The following is a 21,679-nucleotide window of genomic DNA, read 5'->3' on the forward strand; positions in this document are numbered from 1 at the left end:
GAGACCCGAAGACATCTCAAAGAAACCCGGTTTCTCGGAGTCGGGGGGTGGGGTATAATCGAGTTGGGGTTGTGTGGCTGTTGGGTGGCGCGAGGCTTCACCGCACCGACAACACCTAACCAAGACTCATGGAGGCGGAACAATGTCGATTTGGCGTGAGAGATGGCAAAACCTATGGCAGAGGCTCAACATCCCTTTATTCCACTCCCAGCCTCAGCCCCCCAGAACCTCCCACCCTCAAGTTAATGTCATCCGTGAAGAATACTTAGCAATTTGGTTAGAAATACTGAAAGCGGAAAAAAGAGGATTAAGCGAGAAACAAATTTATCCCCTTTTCCAAAAATACCAAGACCAACTCGACCTCGATTTTGCCGAAACCGTTACCCAATGGTTTCACTCCCAACTCGACCCCGAGGATCTTGATAAAAATAAAGACCTAGCCAAAAATCTTCATTATTTTGCTGTTCATATTTGGGGGTTCCCATTAGGCAGTCGAGCCAATAATCTGGAAATTGCCATTGCTGCCTACCAAGCGGCCTTAGAAGTCTGCATCCGCAGCGCCTTTCCCGAAGATTGGGCAATGACTCAAAATAACTTGGCGATTGCCTACAATGACCGCATCAGGGGAGAGCGAGGGGACAATATCGAGCAGGCGATTTCCTGCTACCAAGCCGCCTTAGAAGTCTACACCCGCACCGCCTTTCCCGAAAAATGGGCAACGACTCAAAATAACTTGGGGAATGCCTACAAGGACCGCATCCGGGGAGAGCGAGCGGACAATATCGAGGAGGCGATTCGCCGCTACCAAACCGCCTTAGAAGTCTGCATCCGCAGCGCCTTTCCCGAAGATTGGGCAATGACTCAAAATAACTTGGCGATTGCCTACAATGACCGCATCAGGGGAGAGCGAGGGGACAATATCGAGCAGGCGATTTCCTGCTACCAAGCCGCCTTAGAAGTCCGCACCCGCACCGCCTTTCCCGAAAAATGGGCAATGACTCAAAATAACTTGGCGGTTGCCTACAATAACCGCATCCGGGGAGAGCGAGCGGACAATATCGAGGAGGGGATTCGCCGCTTCCAAGCCGCCTTAGAAGTCTACACCCGCAGCGCCTTTCCCGAAGATTGGGCAAGGACTCAAAATAACTTGGGAGAAGCCTACAAGGACCGCATCCGGGGAGAGCAAGCCGACAATATCGAGGAGGCGATTCGCTGCTTCCAATCCGCTTTAGAAGTCCGCACCCGCACCGCCTTTCCCGAAAATTGGGGAAGGACTCAAAATAACTTGGGAGAAGCCTACCGAACGCGCATCCAAGGAGAGCCAGAGGAGAATATAGAGCAGGCGATCGCCTGCTACAAAGCCGCCTTAGAAATCCGCACCCCCTCATCCTTCCCCCTAGACTGCCTCCAAACCGGAAGCAACCTCGGCAACCTCGGCTACCGCATCCACTACTGGGAAATCGCCATTGAAGGCTACGACAACGCCATCCGCGCCGTGGAACAAAGCCGCAACTGGGCGACCTCCCCCAACAGCAAACGGAAAATCCTGGAAGATGCCCTGCCCATCTATGGCAAAATGATACAAGCCTGCATCCACCTGGAACGCTACGACCAAGCCCTGCTGACCGTGGAGCGCAGTAAGTCCCGCACCCTGATGGAAATGCTCACCAGCGCCGACCTGGTTCCCAAAAACGCCACCCCCGAACAACAGGAACAATATCGCCAACTCAACCGGGAAATCGCCGCCCTGCAACAATCTTTCGCAGCACCGGAGAGCGCCGCAGACGGGGAGACGGGGACCGGGGGAACGGGGGAAACCCGGGGAAACCGGGAGATAGCCAGACCCTCCGAGACACCGGGAACCGCTCTCCTGCAAAGCCTGCTGCAACAACGGGACAGCCTGCTGGCGCAAATCAATGACCCGGACTTCAACGCCTTCCAGAATGTGCGCGCCCAACTGCCGGACTTTCGCCAACTCCTCACTCCGGAAACCGCTCTCATCGAATGGTATCTGCCCCAAGACCCGGACCTGGGAGCCTGGGCCTTCACCGTCACCCTGGACCAGGACCGCCCCCAGATTCACCCCTACAGCTACAGCGCCGAGGAACGCCACAGCCTCGACCAATTCAACCAAACCTACTTCGCCGACTACCGCCAACCCAGTTGGTATAAAGCCCTAGACCGACGCCTGGATGACCTCGCCGAACATCTCCACCTGTCCGATATCATCGCCGCCCTCCCGGATACCTGCCAAAGGCTGATTCTGATTCCCCATCTCTACCTGCACCTGTTCCCCCTCCACGCCTTATCCGTTGAGCTCAACGCCCCCGCTACCCCGTTACTGGAGCGCTTTAGCCAAGGGGTCAGCTACGCCCCCAGTTGCCAAATTCTGGACTACATCCACAACCGCCCCCAACCGGCCACGGAACCCCAATTCTTCGCCGTACAGAACCCCACGGAAGACCTCAGCTATGCCCAAATGGAGGTGGAGTTCATCCGCCCCTACTTCGACCCCAACTGCTATATCCTCACCCAGCAAGCGGCGACGAAATCCGCCCTCAATCGCCGGGAAACTCTGGAGAAACTGCGCAAGAGTCATATTATTCATTTTGCCTGTCACGGGGGATTTGATAGCGAAAATCCCCTGAATTCCGCTGTGATTTTGGCGGGGGATGCACCCCTGGAATCGGCCTCCCGGGAGCCGGAACCCCAGACTCTCACTCTCCGGGATGGTCGCCGCTTCGACACGGCACACCAAGGCTTAACCCTAGGGGAAATTTATCGCAATCTGGAAATTCCCGCCTGTCGTCTGGTGATGCTTTCGGCTTGTGAGACGGGACTAATCGGGAGTTTGTTGACCGATGAATATATTGGGTTAGCCAGTGGGTTTTTGTATGCGGGAACTCCTGCGGTGGTGAGTAGTTTATGGTGTGTGGATGATTTTGCCACGGCTTGTTTGGCGATTCGTTTCTATTATGAATTGCGCCAAGATGAGCGGGTGGTGATGGCGTTACATCGATCTCAAAATTGGCTGAGGGGGGTTTCGGTTCAGGGGTTTTTGGAGTGGTGTAGTCAGGGTTTGAAGATGACGGAGGAGGAGTGTGAGATGATTGATTTTAAGTTGATGGATTATGATGAGAGTTGTCCGTTTGGCGATCGGCGTTATTGGTCGGCTTTTGTGGCGATCGGTTTGTAGGGGACCCCACCCTAACCCTCCCCAAGACACAGGGGAGGGGACCGGAGGTTCAGTTAAATATGAGGCAAATCCCCGAGGTGAATAACAGATGACAGCTAGAGAAAAGAGGACCCCACCCTAGCCCTCCCCTTGGCAAGGGGAGGGGACCGGAGGTGGAGTTAAATATGAGGCAAATCCCCGAGGTGAATAACAGATGACAGCTAGAGAAAATCTGATTCAAGCCATTCAAACCCTCCCTGAATCCCAGGTGGATCAGGTTTTAGCCTATATTAATCAAGTCAGGGCCCAGGAGGGTAAAACTCAGGAACCAGACTCTCAGGCAAAGCCATGTTTTGATGACATTTGGTGGAATAACTTATCTCAGTTTAGCCCGGACTTTTTAGAAGTTCGAGAACAACCTCAAATCCCGGCACGAGAGGATATTTTTGAATGAGATTCTTACTCGATTTATTCGCCTAAAATAATCTGTAAAACATTGCGTAGTGCTTCTTTATCCGTTTCTTGCAGTTGTCCAAGTTGTCTTAACACCAGTCCTTTTTCCACTGTAGCAATAATGCCTTTGATGACAGAAGGTTTTAGTAAACCCGCCTCCTTCCAGTAAACTACAGTGCGATCGCCTACCCTACTGGCAAGAGATCGCTGACTGGTAATAGCCATAACTATTAAATCGGAGTGTTCTTGATTGTACAGATTTGAGCTAACTACTACTGCCGGACGTTTTTTGGCACTCGTTTGGTCTGTAAAGGGAAATGGAATTAAGATAATATCGCCGAAGCTATAACTGGTCATAGTCGGCATCTTCCTCATTGTCCCAAATCTTAGAAAAAGCAGTTTCCGATAGTTTTGCTGCTGCACGACTTAAGCGAATTTGGTCCTGTTTCTCTAACAGAAAATCTACAAAATCTTCGACTTCTGTCATTTTATCAGGAGGTAAGTTTCTGATTTTTTTGATTAAATCATTTTCGGAAGAAATACCTGGATTCATAGTCTTTCTTGATATCGGTTTTACTCAGGGTAAATAGCTTTTCCCCCTTTGGGTCACATACCCATCGAGTTTTGGTAAAGGGGGGAGTTTTAGGCTGGCTTTAATTCTCACCCCTTCACTGCTAGAAACTTGCACAATTAGAGTTTATTTTGGTCTTAATAAGCTCAAAACATCCTCAATAGAAAGGTTTTTGATAGTTTCGAGTGGGATGTGGGGGCGGACTCCATTTAACTAGCCTCATTTGAGTGGCAGCATCACTGGGGTTTGGATAAGTCTAGCATAGTTTGTAAAAACATTTGTCGGTTGGCTGCAGCGAAACCCCACACCCTAGCCAATCTTGGGTTCCATTCCCTTCCACCCCACCCACACAACTCAGGACCCAGAAACGCGCTTAGTTTGGTACAATTGGGTAGGACAGCAAAGATGCTGCTAGAAACTCGGTGTATTTATCTTAGGAGAGTATCCCATGAGCGATCGCATTCCGTCGGAGTTCTTACAAATCATTGAAGACTTCCTCACCTTTCTGGAACAAGCTAAAACCGACTCGCAAACGCCACCCCAACTCGGGGAAAATCTCCAAACCTTAGAAACCCAATTGAATGCCGCCGAAGATAAAACGTTGAAACTGGCTAAACTCATTAAAGCCTGGTGTAAAGAGTATCAGATTAGCTTCAACCGAGAAGAGTTGGCAACTATTCGCGCCAATATGATTAAACAAGGGCAGAAAATCCCTAAGCCAGCGGAGGGAGAACGACCGGAAACCGTCTATAATAAAGCCTTTCTGTTGGAAAAGGTGCACCAGGCAAAAAATGACCCTGCTTAATCTTTTCCTCATCTTTAAGCGAGTGATTCATGAGCCAAAAAATAGCCTCAATTTATGCCCCAAGTTTATATTGGTTTGCCTATCAATATCATCGAGGTTTGGTGACTTCCTCTGAGGGTACTACTGCAAAAATTTTAGGTGGAATTAATCCCCAATGGGTGCGGAACCAATATGACAGGATTCTAAAAAAGTTTGAGGTGGACTTAGAGTTAGACATTCGTCAAGATGAATCCGCCCAAGATTTTGATTTGCTTAGGGGTTCTGATGATGAAAGAGCCATCGCATTTTTTACTACTCCCCAGCATTTAGAAGGGTTTATCTATCCCCAATCTCTTCATGATAGTTATGCCCTGAATTTTAATATTTACCACCCCGAAAGTCGCGGAAAAAAGGAATATAAACTAGAAGATTTAGCTAAATTTAACCCCGAAAATTGCTTTAAGCCTGAACCGGAATTCGCCTCAAATTTAGGTCAAACTTTGCTCCTGAGTGGTTATTTAAACACAACTGCTCCGGAGAACATCCGAGATTTAGAACCCTTAGCGAAACAATGCTGGATTAAGTTTTTTCACTTAGAAAATGGAAAACCCTTACCGCCTCTCTATCGCGCTTATAACCTGTTTGGGGGATATCTCTATGAATATGGCAGTCCGAAGGCCAATTTAGAGAAAAATCCTTATGGTCATTTATTGATTTGGTTTTTATTTGAAGAATATCCGACTTTAATGCTGCAAAAGTGTTATTGGGAATTGCCGGAATTGTTACTATACTATCACAAAATCTCGAAGAGTTTTCAAGATAGTCGGATGTATTATGAGGGTGTTGATCGCCTGGTTACGCACTATGAAACGACATTAAATCCGGCGATTCAAACCTATCTCAATCTTCAAAAAAAATCCCCGTTCTCGGCCACGGAACTACAAAATTTGAAAACCACCTTAAAAATTCTGCTAAAAACTTCTCTAAACTATACGAAAGAACTGCGGAATCTGGAATATGCACACAATACAATTGCCATCAATAGTAAGAACTATCAAACCAGTTTAGAACGGATGGAAAAACAGGCGCATACAGGGATGGAGGGTTTGAGGTTATTTCACGACAAAGAAGCGATCGCCTTTCAAGAACAAATCCGTGCTGATCTAAACTACTTTTATCCCGGTTCAAACCTGCTGAATGAAGCCATTGCCACCATTCGCGGTTTAGTGGAAATTGACCAAGCGGAACGCGATCGCCACCTAGAACAGCAAATCCAAACCTTTGGGACGGCGATCGCCTTTGGGGCCCTTGTCGCCTCCCTCTCTCCCTTACTTTTTGACCATCCCATGACATTCCCCTGGCAAGAACAGCATGGCGATCGCCTCCATCCCTTCATCATTGCCGTATTACTCAGCATCGCCGCTGCTGCTTTAGTTTGGGTAGTCGCGAGATTAATCCGGTGGCGGTGGAATCGCCGATAGCAGGGTTTCGGCACTCTGATGAGTATAATCGGTCCGGTTGTTGTTTTCCTTTAAAACATATCTGCCATCCAGGGATGCGGTCCCGAAAAGAGTTGCGTTGCTACAGATAAAGCACTAGAGTTCCCTTGAAGATGACCGCTTAAATGGAGTTGGTGAGGGGTAAAAAAGCCCGTATAAAGAGGTGCTAATCCTCGCACATCTAGGCGTAAGTCTCCACGTCCTCCAGGTGTTACTTCAGCTTTGCCATTGGATACGCTTAGGATAAATTTACCCTTGTTTTCAGCTAAGATATTATCTTCGACCTCTAAGTGCAATTCTGCCTCTATGCCGCTGGGATAACCCCGTTGTTGTAGAGATAAAGGCACATTGACGATGCGTAACATCCAGTGAGAGAATTCAGTAATTTGTCCGGTTTGTTCCGGGAGACATAACAGAAACGGATCTCTTGGAGAACTCTTCCAAATGACATTGGCAAATTGTGAGCGAAAATCGGCGAGGAAAGTCCAGATGCGACGGATGGCAGCAGGAGTTAAGGCAACCCAATCGGCGATCGCAATGGTTTGGGAGTTGCCTTCTCGGCGTTGACTATAAATAATATACCCTTGCCAGTCATCGGGTTCGCCGATTAAATCCGCATAGAGGGGTTCTTCCGGGGTTGGTTTAAAGATGTTTTCCCAGATTCCAGGGTGGCGATCGAGATTGCCATTACAGGTAAGCGCCTGTTGCTGATAAAGTGCTGCAATCGTCTCGGATAATATCGGTTCGACGGGGTGCATTGCCAGGGTGCGATCGCGCATCTGAATGCTGTGGATGGGAAGTTGCCACTTACACAGACTTCCCGCCTGCTCATATCCTACTTTGCGATAAACCACCTGAGTCGCGGGATAGAGAACCGAAAGCGGGATCTGATTATTATAGATTTCTTGGAGTGTATTTTTGAGGAGTTCCTCTGCCACCCCAGTCCCGCGATGTTCGGGAGAGACTCCCACGGCAGCAATTCCGGCCATTTTAACGGGATTACCACCCCACCATTGTGCCATCGGATACAGTCCTAATCCCCCGATAATTTGGTTGCCTTGCCAAATGGCTCGGTAGTTTTTGATACCAATGCGATCGCGAAACAGTTCCCACCCCGTAAAATTGAAGCTATGGCACAGCATTAACCCCAAGTTTTCTGCCTCTTTCCCATTGGAAAGGGGTCCAAATTTACGCTGATTTTGCATTTTAACCCTCGATTATAGATTCGTTCAAATCACTCATTCAGTCACGGCTCGTGTTCCAGCTAAAACCTGAAATTCCCAGAAATCAAGACGGGATTAAGTAGGGTTTACCGAACTTACTCCGGTTGGTGATTTTTAGCGGACAGAAATAATATTAATAAAACCTAAACCGAATCAAGATAACCGATTATGGGAATAGCGTAAACCCTTGATCATCTTAAGGTTGTGATTCCTCCAACTCCTCCAGGAGAAATTTTGGTCAATCTCTGAGGTGTCAAAGCATTGAACTCTTAATGTTATTGGGAAAAGTGCCGAGGGACAATTTCGACTCTGAGGTGGACTCCTCTCCCAAGGCTGGTACGGTTAATACTACTACCCATCTCCTGAAGAGTCAGGTTAAGTTTTGAGCGTAGGCAATAAACGAGGTAAAAATACTTGCTATGGGTCGTTTTTACGAAATAGCAATTATTTCACCCTGAATAGGGATTAAACTTCGCAAAAGCCTTCCAGTTGAAGCAACAGAATCTACCTACAGATAGATGCGTCAATTGCTAGATTAGCTGTTCCTTATTGATTCAATTCAACTGCATTTACCACCGAGGAGAAAAATATGCGGATTGCTCAAGTTTCACCGTTAGCAGAACGAGTTCCCCCACCGGGTTATGGGGGTATCGAATTAGTGGTTAGCCATTTGACGGATGAATTAGTCCGTCGGGGTCATGATGTTACCTTATTTGCGTCAGGAGATTCCCACACCTTAGCCAAATTGGAATCGGTGGTTCCGCGAGCTTTACGTCTGGACCCCACGGTGAAAGAGCCTGCGGTGTATGATATGCTGCAACTCAACCGAATTTATGAAATGGCTTCCCAGTTTGATATTATCCACTTTCACAATGGATATACGGCACTGCCTTTGGCGGAACTGATGAAGACTTCTGTGGTGCATACCCTGCATGGAAACTTTAGCGCTGACAGCCGCAAATTGTATCAAAAGTATGGTAACCAGGGTTATATTAGTATCACCCACGCTCAACGAGAAGGTGGACCGGAACTGAATTATCTGGATACAGTTTATAATGGCATTGATATCGAAGCCTATCCGTTCTTTCCGAAACCCCAGGACCCGCCCTATTTGGCATTTTTAGGGAGAATTTCCCCGGAGAAAGGGATTCATCATGCGATCGCGATCGCCAAAGCAACCGGCTGGCATTTGAAAATTGCCGGTAAAGTCGATTCCGTAGACCAAAAATTCTACGAAAATGAAATTAAACCCCAGATTGATGGCGTCCAAATTCAATATTTAGGCGAAACCAACCACCAACAAAAGGTAGACGTAATCGGAAATGCCGTAGCCACCCTGTTCCCGATTACTTGGAGAGAACCCTTTGGCTTGGTGATGATTGAATCCATGTGCACGGGAACCCCACTCATTGCCATGAATCTGGGTTCTGTTCCTGAAGTCATTGCTCACGGTAAAACCGGCATCGTCTGCAACAGCATCGAAGAAATGATAGCCGCAATTCCTGCCGCTATGAAGCTCGATCGCCAAGCTTGTCGCGATCGCGTCGTTAGCCAGTTTAGCATTGCTACAATGGTTGATGGATACGAAGCCGCCTACCGTCTTGCACTCTCGAAAACTATTCACCAAAATGGTCATCTCAAGGATAAATTAACAGTCCTTGCCTAAAACTTTTTCAACAAAATAGGAGGTGTATTTACATGAAAGTCAGCAATCAATGTCCTTGTTGTAATGGCTCTTTATTACACCATATCCGCAAAGGCGGTTCTTACTGGTTTTGTTCAACTTGTTGGCAAGAAATGCCCAATTCCTTGTCAGCTCCAGTAATGAGTTCAGCCTCTAAAAATAAGGTGACTTAACTTCTGACTAAATTCCCCCTTTAATTTCAATTTTGTTTTTCTAAACCATAGCCGAGGATGGAGCTTTTATAAGCTTTATCCTCGGCTTTTAAAATGATTGAACATTCGGCAGATTTACTAGGACTTGGTATCGGATTAGATAATTTAGCACAAGAAACCAGGTTTCTGAACAAAAATGTGGGTACAACGCCACCAATTAAGTGAAGAAACCGGGTTGTCTTCCCTCTACTGTACCCACGCCCTAGAGTCCCGGAATTATGAGATACCGACATATTTTTAAAGCAGTGCGTTCGCCCATGAGTGTGGGAACTGCTATAACTGTATTCAAAACTGTAGCAACTCCGGGGATTAGCATGGCACAAAGGCGCGATAAATCTTATTCTTCCTCCTCACTTCTAACCCGAAATCCTTGCCGAATGGGGCCATTTTCCGGGGTCCGCACTTGAAAGGTGACCCGATCGCTCAAGTCTCCACTTCTCACTTCTAACGTCCATTCCCCCACCTCCATCGGCCAAAATAAAGCATGATTTGCCTCCGGGTGCAGTTGTTGTTTACCCGATGGACCGCTTAACCACCATTCTATCGGCGTCTTTGGTGCAACAGCTAACTTAAATTGAATGCGCGGTGTAGAGTCTCTTGAATCTAAGATAAAATAGTCGTCCTTTTCAGGAAAAGCAATTTTCAGCCGATCGCCCGCCATTTGAGGTTGACTTTGCCTTGCCAACCAGCTATTATACTCCCTAGATAACTCAAATCCCTCCTTCCGATTATACTCCCTCAAATGTTCCGGGGCCAAATATTCCAGAACCACCGAAGGACAATCTGCCGTCGGTTTTAATCCCGTTACCGCACAAATGGGATGCTGAACCAGATGTTCCGGAGTCGGTAAAGCAGCAGGTTCCCGGGTTTCATGGAGATGCAACATAATCCGATTCCACAAGGGGGCCGCACCCGTAACCCCTGATACTTTTCTCATGCGATCGCCACTAAAATTCCCCACCCAAGTGGCCACAGTATAATCCACCGTATATCCCACCGTCCAAGTATCCCGGTAATCGGAAGAAGTTCCCGTTTTCACCGCTGCTGGAAAGGGTAAACTCAGCACCGAATCCACCCCAAACGCCTGCGATCGCGCATAGCGATCGCTCAACATATCCCCAATCAGCGCCCAATAGGACGATTTAGGGAGGGAATCGGCAGAGGAAGCCGGGAGGGGACTGCCCGGAGTCACCGACAACGGAATCAAATCCCCATTGCGGGCGATCGCCACATAAGCCCGCGCCAACTCCCATAAACTCACTTCCCCACTCCCCAAAGCTAACCCTAACCCATAATATTCAGGAGATTTCGTGAGATGCTCAAAGCCCAATTGATGCAACCGTCCCAAAAACCGCTCCACCCCCACCTGTTCCAAAACCCTCACCGTCGGTACATTCAGGGAATTCGCCAAAGCCGCTCTCACCCGCACTGGCCCTAAAAACTTTTCACTATAATCCACCGGACTATACAACTGCGCCCCGGGTATGGCATAATGAGTGGGAACATCCGCTAAAATCTGATTCGGGGCGATCGCCCCAATTTCTAAGGCAAACTCATACAAAAACGGTTTAAGCGCCGAACCCGGTTGGCGTAACGCCTGTACCCCATCATTTCGCCCCTGTTGCGCGTCCGCAAAGTAATTGGGAGACCCCACATAAGCCAACACTTCCCCAGTATGATTATCAATCACTAAAGCTGCCGCATGATTCACCTGATGAGCCACTAGGGAACGGACCACCTCCTGAACCTGGGTTTGCACAAACTGCTGTAATGGGCGATCCAGAGTCGTTTGGACCGTGGAAACCCCGTCCGGCAAGCGACTGGCGAGCCAGAACAGAAAGTGAGGGGCGGCGATAATACCGCGATCGGGGAATAAAACCTGGATATCTTCTTGTTCTGCCCGAGTCGCTTCCTCTGGGGTAATATAACCATCCGCAACCATGCGATCAAGAACATAGCGCTGCCGCTTTTTCAGCGATCGCCAATTAGAATAGGGATTATAATAATTCGGTGCATTGGGAATTGCCGCTAGAATACTCGCATGAGCTAGGTTCAGTTCCGAAGCCGGTAGTCCGAAATAAGTCCGAGCCGCCGCTTCTACACCATATATATTACCCCCCATCGGTAGGCGGTTAATATAAGCGTGCAGAATTTCATCTCGGTTCATCCCCGCAAACAATCGCCAAGACAGCCATACTTCACCCAGCTTATGGGGCAAAGTGCGAGGGGCCGGTTCCAGCATCCGCGCCAATTGCATCGTAATCGTGGATGCGCCGGAAACCAGCGATCGCGCTTGCACCGCTTCCAGCACCGCCCGGGCCACAGCTTGTAAATCCACCCCCCCATGTTGATAATAGCGCTTATCCTCTGCCGCAATAATCGCCTGGAGAAACGATTCAGAAACCTGATCCATCGCCACCACAGCAGTATGATCTTGGTCCCGGGTGAGCAGGGTCCCCAGGGGGAGTCCATTGCGATCGCTAAAGCTCACCGCTTGTTCACTTTGGGCAATATCTTCGGCGCGGATCGGCGCTAAATAAGGCAACATCCGAACTGTCGCCCCCAGCACCCCAATCCCGAGTAAAATTTTCAGAGAACCCCACCATTTGGGAGAGCGCCTCACCCCAAATTGCTGAACTAACAAGCCGATTTCAGAAATTTTGCTCATAGTTTTATTCTCGGCTACGGCAACAGGGAAAATCATCCCCCCACTCCGGAAATTTTCAACCCCCTTGGGCTTTTTCTCCGGCGCAGGAAGAGTCTATATTTATTTTAGGACGTGGGTATAGGATTGCTTAAAAACCGGGTTTCTATAGCCAATCTGTAGCCATCCCCAACAAATCTAGCCTAGAAACCGGGTTGCTTATCCTGTGCGAATACAGTTTTGACCTTCTCGGGCCCCTGCTACCCCCAGGGGATCGGGAGAGGCTGATTCACAGTTAGCCGTTCTAGTCAAGAGTCTGAGGGTATAAAATTTCCTTGAATATAAGCGGCAGGACAAACAACTTAATTTGAAATTTGCCACTGCATCCCCATAGTATTGACCCGCCAAGGGATTCCATGAGGGATAATAAAGAAAATATCATTAGCATCCGCAATATGACCGCTCCCATCGGAGATATTTTATTAGTAGACGATCGCCCGGATAACCTGCGCTTGCTTTTAAATATTCTGAAAGACAAGGGTTATAAAGTCCGGTGCGTGACCACTGGTGCAATGGCCCTCCGAGTCTGTCACAGACATCCTCCTGACTTGATCTTGCTCGATATCCAAATGCCGGAAATGAACGGCTATCAAGTCTGTGAAAAACTCAAAGCCGATCCCGAAACTGCTGGAATTCCCGTGATTTTTTTAAGCGTGATTGAAGAGGCTACCGAGAAGGTCCATGCCTTTAATGTCGGAGGGGTGGACTATATTACCAAACCATTTCAAGTCAAAGAAGTGGTGGCGCGGGTGGAAAACCAACTGCAAATTTTGCGACTGCAAAATAAGCTCAAAGAGCAAAATATTCGACTGGAAAAGGAAATTCGCGATCGCCAAGCCATCGAACAGCAGTTACGGGAATTAAACCGGGAAATGAAACGGTCTAATCAAGAACTTGAACAGTTTGCTTATGTGGTTTCCCACGACTTACAAGCCCCTTTAGGAACCATTGCCAGCTTTGCCCAACTGTTACAAACCCGTTACCAAGATCAACTCGATGGCAAAGCCCTTCAGTTTATTGAGCGCATCATCACGGGTAGTCTGAGGATGCAGCACTTAATTGATGACTTACTCCAATATTCCCGAGTAGGAAGAATGGCACAAGTCTTTGAAACTGTCAACTGCGATCAGGTATTATCCCTGGCCCTGGCAAATCTCGAAACCAAAATCAACGAAACTCAAGCCCAGATTACCCAGGACCCATTACCCGCGATCGCAGGCAGTAGCATGGGGTTATTGCAATTGTTTCAAAACTTAATCAGTAACGCCCTGAAATACCGTCACCCCCACATTTCCCCTCGCATCCATATTAGTGTCTCTCTCAAGGAGGATATGTGGAGCTTTTCGATTCAGGATAATGGAATTGGAATAGAAACCAAGCACCTAGAACGGATATTTCAAATTTTTCAGCGCCTCCATTCCGACAAAGAGTACCCCGGAACAGGCATCGGACTAGCCATTTGTAAAAAAATTGTCGAATTGTATGGGGGAAAAATTTGGGTCGAATCTTGTCCATTCCAGGGTTCAACATTCTACTTTACCATACCCGCTCAAAAACCCCAAGATAATCCCTTGATGGAAGAGCCTAAATCATAGCAAGACCTAATTTTTATGCCGAAACCCTCAATCCAAAATCTTACCGTGACCCCAACCATGAATTCAGCCCTAAACCCCCACACTATTTTAATCGCTAATGACGATTCCTCCTTCTGTCTGCTGATTGAAGAAGCATTTCACGAAGTTCGCGCCAACCTCTCCCTATTTTTTGTAGAAGACGGAGAGCAACTCCTCGACTATCTCTATCGGCGCGGTCCTTATCAGGACCCCCTCAATTCACCTTTTCCCGATCTCCTCTTGCTGGATCTAAATATGCCCAGACTTGACGGACGAGAGGCATTAGTCCAAATTAAAGCCGACCCCAAACTCAAGACAATCCCCATCGTTATCCTGAGTAGTTCCTATCATGAAGAAGATATCTCTAAGTGCTACGATGCCGGTGCTAACTCCTTTATCGTTAACCCCTTAACCTTCGACCAATTGGCAGTTGCCATGCAAAGCTTATGTAACTATTGGTTATCCATAGTCTCCCTGCCCCCGAAAAAACTCTAAATCCCCATTCCTCCCAGTTAATACCCCCCATTCTCCAAGCATTGCATGATAGAAAAAATTGCTAAAATTTCGCAAATCAACTATAATAAACAGTCGAAGAAAACCCTATATTCGAGCCGTAAAAATAGTTTATAACTTTTTCAAAATTATAAAACGCTATCTCGCCGCTCTGCCCAAAGATGATTATCTTGTGTTAGATACTTTTACTTGGGTCTCCTGCTATGGTTGGGATAACGAGTGAAGTCTTTGACTAAGAGGGGGGGACTTAATCCAGTTCTCTATTGTGAGTGGGTACGATGAATCGTAAGATAGACAAAACAAAAATGAGTAAAAATAGGACTAGGCCAATGCTACAGGCGTAGCCAATTTCCAACTCTTCAAAAGCTTTTTCATATAAATAATAAACGATAGTTTTGGAACTATTTCTCGGTCCGCCTTGGGTCATGATGAAGACTTCTTCAAAGACTTTGGTAGCGGAAATGGAGGAAATGACGGCGACTAAGAGAAGATAAGGGGTCATTAAGGGGACGGTGATATCCAAGTGTTTTCGTGCGCCATCGGACCCATCTAATGCGGCAGCTTCGTATAATTCTGGGGAGATGGATTGCAGTCCCGCTAGGTAAATCATCATGTAATATCCAAGTCCTTTCCAGATAGTTACTGCCATGACGCTAAAGAGGGCAAGTTCGGGAATAGTTAGCCAGGGAATGCCGGAACCCGGTTGAACTAATTTCAGGGTTTGTAGGACTTGATTCAATAATCCGTTTTCTGCATAGAGCCATTTCCAGGCGATTCCAGCAACGACAATGGAAATCACAACCGGGGTGTAATAGGCGGTTCTAAACCAGTTCATTCCGGGGAGTTTTCCATTGACTAGGATGGCAAGTCCGAGGGGTGCAATAACGAGGATGGGCACGACGCAAGCGAGGTAGAGTAGGGTGTTGCGCAGGGTTTGCCAAAAAATGGGGTCGGTCCAGAGGCGTTGCAGGTTGGCAAGTCCAATCCAGTTAGGGGCTTCGGTTATATCATATCCATAGCGGGTGAAGCTGAGATAAAAGGCTTGCAAGGCTGGCCAAAATACGGTTAATCCTAAGATGAAAAGGGCGGGGAAGAGAAATAAATAGGGGGTCAAGGAAAAGTTGGGTTTTAGGATTTGAGATAGGGGGTTTTTCAGCATTTAAGGTAAAATGAAATGAGAGGGTTAAGGGATAAGTATTGGGTTTTTAAGAGGAGGGAGGTCGTCATTTTTTCGATTCCTAGACTCTGCCTGGGAATGAGTTGAATTTCAAATCGGGTTGTAGTAAAGTCTGTTTTATATTTCCGCTAACATCACCTCGTAGGATGGGGTTTGGAGGGGGATTTTGACAATAAAGGTGCTGCCTCGGGCGATTTCACTTTCGATTTCGATATGACCTCCATGTAATTCTACACATTTTTTGACGATCGCCAACCCTAATCCCGTCCCTCGAATGGACCCCACATTTGTAGCCCTCTGAAAGGACTCAAAAAGTTGTTGTAAGTCTTGTTGGGGAATGCCAATTCCGGGGTCTTTAATCCGAAAGACAACGAGGCTAGAAGGCTGATGTATATGAGGGGAGACGGGTTCGGATTCAGTGCTAAGTTCTAGGGTGATTTCGCCGCCTTGAGGGGAGTATTTGATGGCGTTGGAGAATAAATTGTTGAGGATTTGTCGCAGAAGTTGGGAGTCCATGAGGGCGGAAATTTTGTCAGTGTGGGCGATTAACCGAATGTGATGCCGATCGCTCGTTGTCACTTTCATTTGATCCACTGCCCTTGTGCAAAAATCCACTAACTCGATGGGATGGGGTTGAAACTCCAATTCTCCGCTTTCGGCTTGCCCGACTAAGGTCACATCTTCTATCATTCCTGTCATATATTCAATGGCCGTTTTAATCCGTTGATAATGGGTCTCTTTCCGCTCTTCCGGCCAGGTATCACTATAAACTTGCAGCAATTCAGCGGAGGATAAAATAATGCTCATCGGCGTCCTAAACTCATGAGAAATCGTCGTAATTAATCGACTTTTAAATTCACTTAATTCTGTTTCTATTTCTAATAATCGTCGGATTTCGGCTTCGGCTAATGCCCTTTCTTTAACTTCTGTTTCTAAACGAATTCTCTCTTTTTGTAAAACTTCTGTGGCTTTTTTAGAAGTAATATCTCGAAACACATAGACCGCCCCAATGATTTTATCATTTTCTCCGCCAATGGGGGCAACGGTATCATCAATAGGAATCTTGGTGCCATTTTTAGCAATTAAAACTCGTTCATTGGGAGTTTCTACCAAGTTTTCCGTGGGAATTTCCGGAGTTCCCAACTGTTGGGCGATCGCCGCTGACATTTCATGGGTAATCCGAAAGACTTTCCCAATATCCTTCCCCAATGCTTCGGCTTGTTTCCACCCCGTTAACGTTTCTGCCACGGGATTAATAAACCGAATTCGTCCGATTTCATCGGTGGCAATCACCGCATCCCCTATGGAACGCAAGGTTGTCGCAAACCACTCTTTGCTTTGTTTGAGTTCCTGTTCGATTTGATGACGGTAAATCGCCATATCAATCGTAGACTTTAAACTCCGGGCTTCCAGGGGCTTAATTAAATACCCAAAAGGCGTGGTGAGCTTAGCCCGTTGTAGGGTATCCTCATCACTATAAGCCGTCAAATACACCACGGGAATATTAAAGCGATCGCGGATTTGTTCCGCCGCCGTTACCCCATCAATACTGCCTTCCAAATGAATATCCATCAAGACTAAATCCGGATGGATTTCAGCCGCTGCTTGAATCGCCTCCTCACCGGAAGCAACCGCCACGGGAACTTGATAGCCTAAATCTTCTAAAATCGTTTGAATATCTAAGGCAACAATCCCTTCATCTTCGACCACCAAAATTTTCTCGTTACTCATGTCTCTCCTCTCCCAACGGATGATGTTTGGCCGAAAAGACAATCTGAAAAGCAGTCCCACTACTTCGATCCAACTCTATCGTTCCTTTAAGTTGTTTCACTAAAGTATTAATCAACTGCATCCCCAAAGAGCGGGTTTTCCGAAAGTCTACCTCACTGGGAAAGCCAACCCCATTGTCCCGAACCCTCATCATAAAATCTCGTTTGCTGTGATCACCCCCCTCTTGGAAGGTGCGATGGAGGGTAATCTCGATCACCCCAGTCCCATGGGGGGGAAATCCATGTTTGAGGGCATTACACACCAGTTCATTTACAATCAAACCACAAGGGATTGCCGTATCTACACTCAAAAAGATATCATCAATTTGAAGATCTAGGCTAATGCGCTGGGGACTCGTCCCATAAGACCGAAACAAATGGATACATAAGGTTTGAATATATTGAGAAAAATCCACCTGAGCGAGGTCCCGAGACTGATACAGTTTTTCATGGATAAAAGCGATGGATTGAATGCGGTTTTGGCTATCTTGAAATAGAGTCCGGGTTTCTGCATCCTGAATGCTTCGGGATTGAAGATTAAGTAGGCTAGAAATAACTTGCAAGTTATTTTTCACCCGATGGTGAATTTCCTTGAGGAGGACCTCTTTCTCTTGCAAAGACGCTTTAAGTTGTCCGAGGGCTTTTTTTTGCTCGGTAATATCATACATCGAACCGACAATCTCTAAAGGATTGCCCTGGTCATCGCAAACCAGACGGCGTTCATCTCGCACCCAACGATAGGTCGAGTTTTGGTGTCTCACTCGATATTCATAAATCTCCTGAGTGCGTTCTTGTAGGCGAAAGATGTGGGCAAAAAGCCGTTCTGCGTCGTCGGGATGGATGCACTCAAACCATAAGTTGGGATTCTCTAATAGTTGCTGCGCCTCATAACCGAACTGGCGTAGGATATTTTGACTGATGAAGGTCAAGGCATAGTCTCCGGTGGGCTTACAACTATAGATAATCGTGGGATTTGTACACAGCAAATATTCTAGCCGTTCTTGAATCTGGCGCAGAGCTTGTTCCGCTTGTTTGCGCTGGGTGATATCGAGGACGATGAAGCCCACCCCTCGCGCCAGACCATTTTTCAGGGGAACGGGAAAGTAGCAAGTGAGCCAATGATGGATAACTCCGGGTTGGCAAGGCTTTTCACTGGAGAGTTCCAAGTTGAGGATTGGGGTCCCCGACTGCAATAATTCTTGCACTAAGCATTGAACTTGGTGGGTGACATCGGGCATAATTTCATTGACGGTTTTACCGATATGTTCCTGGGGGGATAAACCGTGAACTTCAGCCAGGGCTTCGTTGACTTGGATAAACTGCATTTGATCATTAACAATTCCCAGTCCGAGAGAGACGCTGGAACTGGCTTTAAAAAAAGAATTAAGCAGTTGTTCGCGCTCAAAAATTTCCGTTTCTAAGCGCTTGCGATCGCTGATATCCCGACCCTCGGCAATCAACTGAATCACCCGATCGCCATCATCTCGGACGGGTTTAATCGAGACATCAATAGTCACCCGTTGGTTTTGGGGTCCAAAAATTTCCACCTCATCGCGCCATAACTCTCCCGCCGCTGCCTGGGCGATCGCCGAGCGAAAGCGATTGGCCCCTTGAATTGAACAGAACTGACCTTCCCCCTCAGACTCCTCCAGACTCTCTGCCAGTTTCTCCGGATCCGTAGGTTGCCAACAGGGACATTCCCAAAATGCGCGTCCGATGGGATTCGTCCCCGCCAACCCCCAGACCTCCAATGCCCTCTGGTTCATTTCCAGAATCATCCCCTCGGGACTCAACAAGGCCATAAATTGGAACGTTTGGTTAAAAATGGCGTGAAACCGTCTTTCCGACAGAGCGATCGCCTCTTCCGCCTGTTTGCGTTCCGTAATATCCCGGGCCACCCCATCCATGCGGAACCCTTGGCGAGTTGGGTCATAAAGTAAATGAGCGCGGTCCTCCAACCACCGGACCTCCCCATCGGGTCTGATAATCCGATACTCTACATCTTGTGACCCCTGGACCAGCAAAGCCTCGAAAAACTGGCGAACGCGATCGCTATCCTCCGGATGGACCACCGCACGCCATAACTCCGGATTTTCAAAAAACTCCTGGCGAGACCTGCCATAAATTCTCTCAAAAGCTGGATTCAAATACAACAATTCCCGACTCTGGGCTGAAGCGGACCAGACTACATCATTCAGAGACCCCAAAATACTCTCCAAGCGCTCCTCACTCTGTCTGAGGGCCGACTCTACCTCCTGACGACGGGCAATCTCCCCTTGCAATTGTCCAATTAACTCTCGCAGTTCCGCCGTTTGCACTTGCACCCGCTGTTCCAACTCTTGATTAATCTGTTGCAGCGCAGCTTCCGCATCCTTTCTCGCCGTGATATCCCGATCAATTCCCCGATAGCCCACTAATTTCCCCATCTGATCAAAAATTGGTATCCCACTGCTTTCTAACACCACCACTGAGCCATGTTTATGCAGATTCACCCGTTCCTTGCAGCTAAACGGTTCCGGTTGAGTCGCCAGTTGCTCAACCCAGCGCCGTTCTTCCTGAGCCCATTCCGGCAGGATCCAGGCATCCAGCCGTTTCCCGATCGCCTCCTTGGGTTCATACCCTAACATATCCCGAATTCTGGGACTGCTATAGGTGTAGACCCCTTTCTCATCTATCTCCCACACCCAATCCGTCGTCGTTTCCACTAACTGACGATACCGATCTTCACTCTCTTGTCTTGCCGCTTCTGCCGCCTTGCGACTGGTAATATCCGTGGTAATCCCCGCAATCCGGTACACCTGTGCGTGATCGTTATAAACCGGAAACCCTCGCGAATGCACCCACCGCAGAGTGCCATCGGGGTGGATAATGCGATTTTCCAGTTCCCCTGCAGCCAGAACCTGCTGGGGCCAATTCTCCCAAGTGGGTTGCCCCTCCTCCCAATAAAAACTCCCTTGCAAGATAGTCAGATAATTCCCCGATTCCCCGGCTTTTTTTCTCTCTAATTGCTCTCGGGAAATCCCCCAAACCGTCTCAAAAGCCGGACTCATATAAATCAACTGTTTCAAGTCACTCGAAACCAGCCAAAACACTTGCTCAATGCTTTCTGCAAGCTGACGGAATCGTTCCTCACTAAATTGCAGTAATTTTTGGGCCAGTTGCCGATGAAAAATCTCTGCTTGCTGCTGTTCCAATGCCTGTTGTAAGGCTAAGGTAGAAAATGCGATCGCCTCTTGAAATGCCGCTTTCTGTCTCTGTTGCTCCTGGAAACTCCCCGCTTGCCTGATGTCGAATCCCGAATCCCCCGGTGGTAAGCGAGTTTCGGTCGGCGGTTTGTCCTCTATCCCCTTCCCTTGCCCCCCCTGATTGCTATCAGTTTCGCGACTCCCACTCCACCCTTGGAGAATCTCAGCGGGAGTCACGATCCCCACTAATTCCCGCCTTGCCGTAACAATCACCCAATGCCGGACCCAACCCTCCTGCATTTGATGATGAATCTGTTGAAGAGAATCATTAAGGTTTCCAAATAACAACGGTTGACTCATCACCTGAGATGCCGGAGTATTTGCCAAGTCTAATCCCAAAGCATGATATTGGACAATATCCCTTCGGGTAATAATACCAATAGGAAATGAGGGATTTAATCGGTTCTTTCGGGTCAATTCCTGCCCGGATATCTCTTCCCCCCGGTGACAGATCACCACACAACTGCTGCGATGAGTGGCCATCTGTTCAATCACTTCTAAAATGGAAGCCCTGGGGGAAGCAGTTGCGATCGCCGGACTCATCCCTTCAAACGCGAGTCGCTGTTTCCTCAACTCCCTGCGTTGTAACCCTTGGTGCAGACTTTCATGGGTGACAACGCCCAGGAGTTTTCCTTCCCTATCCTGGATGGGCAAATACCGAATTTGATGCCCTTCCATATAACAGAAGAGGGAAAACGGATCTACCGAATCCGTCACTTTGAGCGGGATAATCGATTGAGTCAGCACTTCGGAAATGGGCCGGGATTCTTCCCCGAGTCCAGCCGCAGCCAAGGTGACTAAATCCCCCTCCGTAAAGAGACCATAGCCTATTTGGGGCTGATGTGGGAGGAAATAGTCTGTGACTAAAACATAGCTTGATCGCGCTCGATTCATCAGGGCGATCGCACTTTTTAAAGGGAGATTTGCTGGAACTTTCACCGGGTGACAGTCGAGGCTTTGATTCAATCGGACATTTAGGCGATCGCTCATCTTCAGGAAATGTGACAAACAGGTTTGTTCTAGCGGACCAAGGTGTTTTGAAGTCTTCAGTTTCCGG

The 21,679-nt window shown here is 47.8% G+C and carries 14 protein-coding genes; 7 read left to right on the forward strand and 7 right to left on the reverse strand.

The window, feature by feature from the left end; translation table 11 throughout:
- The first annotated feature begins 142 nt into the window (after nt 1-142).
- Nucleotides 143-3,196 (forward strand): CHAT domain-containing protein, encoded by a 3,054-nt coding sequence (locus tag NG792_RS10900; RefSeq protein ID WP_261235458.1) that lies wholly within the window; start codon nt 143-145, stop codon nt 3,194-3,196.
- Nucleotides 3,197-3,389: 193 nt separating this feature from the next.
- A complete protein-coding gene (locus NG792_RS10905) occupies nt 3,390-3,629 on the forward strand; it encodes an AbrB/MazE/SpoVT family DNA-binding domain-containing protein (RefSeq protein WP_261198175.1) in 240 nt (79 codons plus the stop codon).
- 14 nt (nt 3,630-3,643) lie between these two features.
- On the opposite strand, the gene NG792_RS10910 is transcribed toward NG792_RS10905, so the two are convergent.
- Nucleotides 3,644-3,985, reverse strand: a complete 342-nt coding sequence (locus tag NG792_RS10910) for a type II toxin-antitoxin system PemK/MazF family toxin (protein ID WP_261198176.1) — start codon at nt 3,983-3,985, stop codon at nt 3,644-3,646.
- Complete coding sequence (locus NG792_RS10915) at nt 3,972-4,181, reverse strand: DUF2281 domain-containing protein (RefSeq protein WP_261198177.1); 210 nt, start codon at nt 4,179-4,181, stop codon at nt 3,972-3,974. Before NG792_RS10915 ends, NG792_RS10910 begins: the two co-directional genes overlap by 14 nt.
- A 466-nt stretch (nt 4,182-4,647) precedes the next feature.
- Here NG792_RS10915 and NG792_RS10920 point away from each other — a divergent pair, with 466 nt between their 5' ends.
- Both NG792_RS10920 and NG792_RS10925 read left to right on the forward strand, forming a co-directional pair.
- Nucleotides 4,648-5,004 (forward strand): hypothetical protein, encoded by a 357-nt coding sequence (locus NG792_RS10920; protein ID WP_261235459.1) that lies wholly within the window; start codon nt 4,648-4,650, stop codon nt 5,002-5,004.
- Nucleotides 5,005-5,033: 29 nt separating this feature from the next.
- Nucleotides 5,034-6,464, forward strand: coding sequence for a hypothetical protein (locus NG792_RS10925; RefSeq protein WP_261235460.1), 1,431 nt, complete (start codon nt 5,034-5,036; stop codon nt 6,462-6,464).
- 50 nt (nt 6,465-6,514) lie between these two features.
- Here NG792_RS10925 and NG792_RS10930 read toward each other — a convergent pair whose 3' ends face one another.
- Nucleotides 6,515-7,687: a GNAT family N-acetyltransferase gene (locus tag NG792_RS10930; RefSeq protein ID WP_261235461.1), complete on the reverse strand. Its 1,173-nt coding sequence runs from the start codon at nt 7,685-7,687 to the stop codon at nt 6,515-6,517.
- 607 nt (nt 7,688-8,294) lie between these two features.
- On the opposite strand from NG792_RS10930, the gene NG792_RS10935 reads away from it, so the two are divergent.
- Nucleotides 8,295-9,371: a glycosyltransferase family 4 protein gene (locus NG792_RS10935; RefSeq protein ID WP_261198181.1), complete on the forward strand. Its 1,077-nt coding sequence runs from the start codon at nt 8,295-8,297 to the stop codon at nt 9,369-9,371.
- 567 nt (nt 9,372-9,938) lie between these two features.
- On the opposite strand, the gene pbpC is transcribed toward NG792_RS10935, so the two are convergent.
- Entirely contained in the window at nt 9,939-12,269 is a 2,331-nt protein-coding gene (pbpC, locus tag NG792_RS10940; protein ID WP_261235462.1) for a penicillin-binding protein 1C, read from the reverse strand.
- A gap of 392 nt (nt 12,270-12,661) precedes the next feature.
- On the opposite strand from pbpC, the gene NG792_RS10945 reads away from it, so the two are divergent.
- Both NG792_RS10945 and NG792_RS10950 read left to right on the forward strand, forming a co-directional pair.
- Entirely contained in the window at nt 12,662-13,900 is a 1,239-nt protein-coding gene (locus NG792_RS10945) for an ATP-binding protein (RefSeq protein ID WP_261235463.1), read from the forward strand.
- A gap of 15 nt (nt 13,901-13,915) precedes the next feature.
- Complete coding sequence (locus tag NG792_RS10950; protein WP_261198184.1) at nt 13,916-14,413, forward strand: response regulator; 498 nt, start codon at nt 13,916-13,918, stop codon at nt 14,411-14,413.
- A 265-nt stretch (nt 14,414-14,678) separates the two neighbouring features.
- On the opposite strand, the gene NG792_RS10955 is transcribed toward NG792_RS10950, so the two are convergent.
- From NG792_RS10955 to NG792_RS10965, 3 genes are all read right to left on the reverse strand, one after another.
- Nucleotides 14,679-15,590 (reverse strand): carbohydrate ABC transporter permease, encoded by a 912-nt coding sequence (locus tag NG792_RS10955; protein WP_261235464.1) that lies wholly within the window; start codon nt 15,588-15,590, stop codon nt 14,679-14,681.
- A 135-nt stretch (nt 15,591-15,725) separates the two neighbouring features.
- Nucleotides 15,726-17,339 (reverse strand): hybrid sensor histidine kinase/response regulator, encoded by a 1,614-nt coding sequence (locus NG792_RS10960; RefSeq protein WP_261235465.1) that lies wholly within the window; start codon nt 17,337-17,339, stop codon nt 15,726-15,728.
- On the reverse strand, nt 17,332-21,630 hold the full coding sequence (locus NG792_RS10965; protein WP_261235466.1) for a PAS domain S-box protein: 4,299 nt from the start codon (nt 21,628-21,630) through the stop codon (nt 17,332-17,334). The genes NG792_RS10960 and NG792_RS10965 overlap by 8 nt, the downstream gene beginning before the upstream one ends.
- Nucleotides 21,631-21,679 lie beyond the last annotated feature (49 nt).

This window comes from Laspinema olomoucense D3b, assembly GCF_025370785.1.
Taxonomy (GTDB): Bacteria; Cyanobacteriota; Cyanobacteriia; order Cyanobacteriales; family Laspinemataceae; genus Laspinema; species Laspinema olomoucense.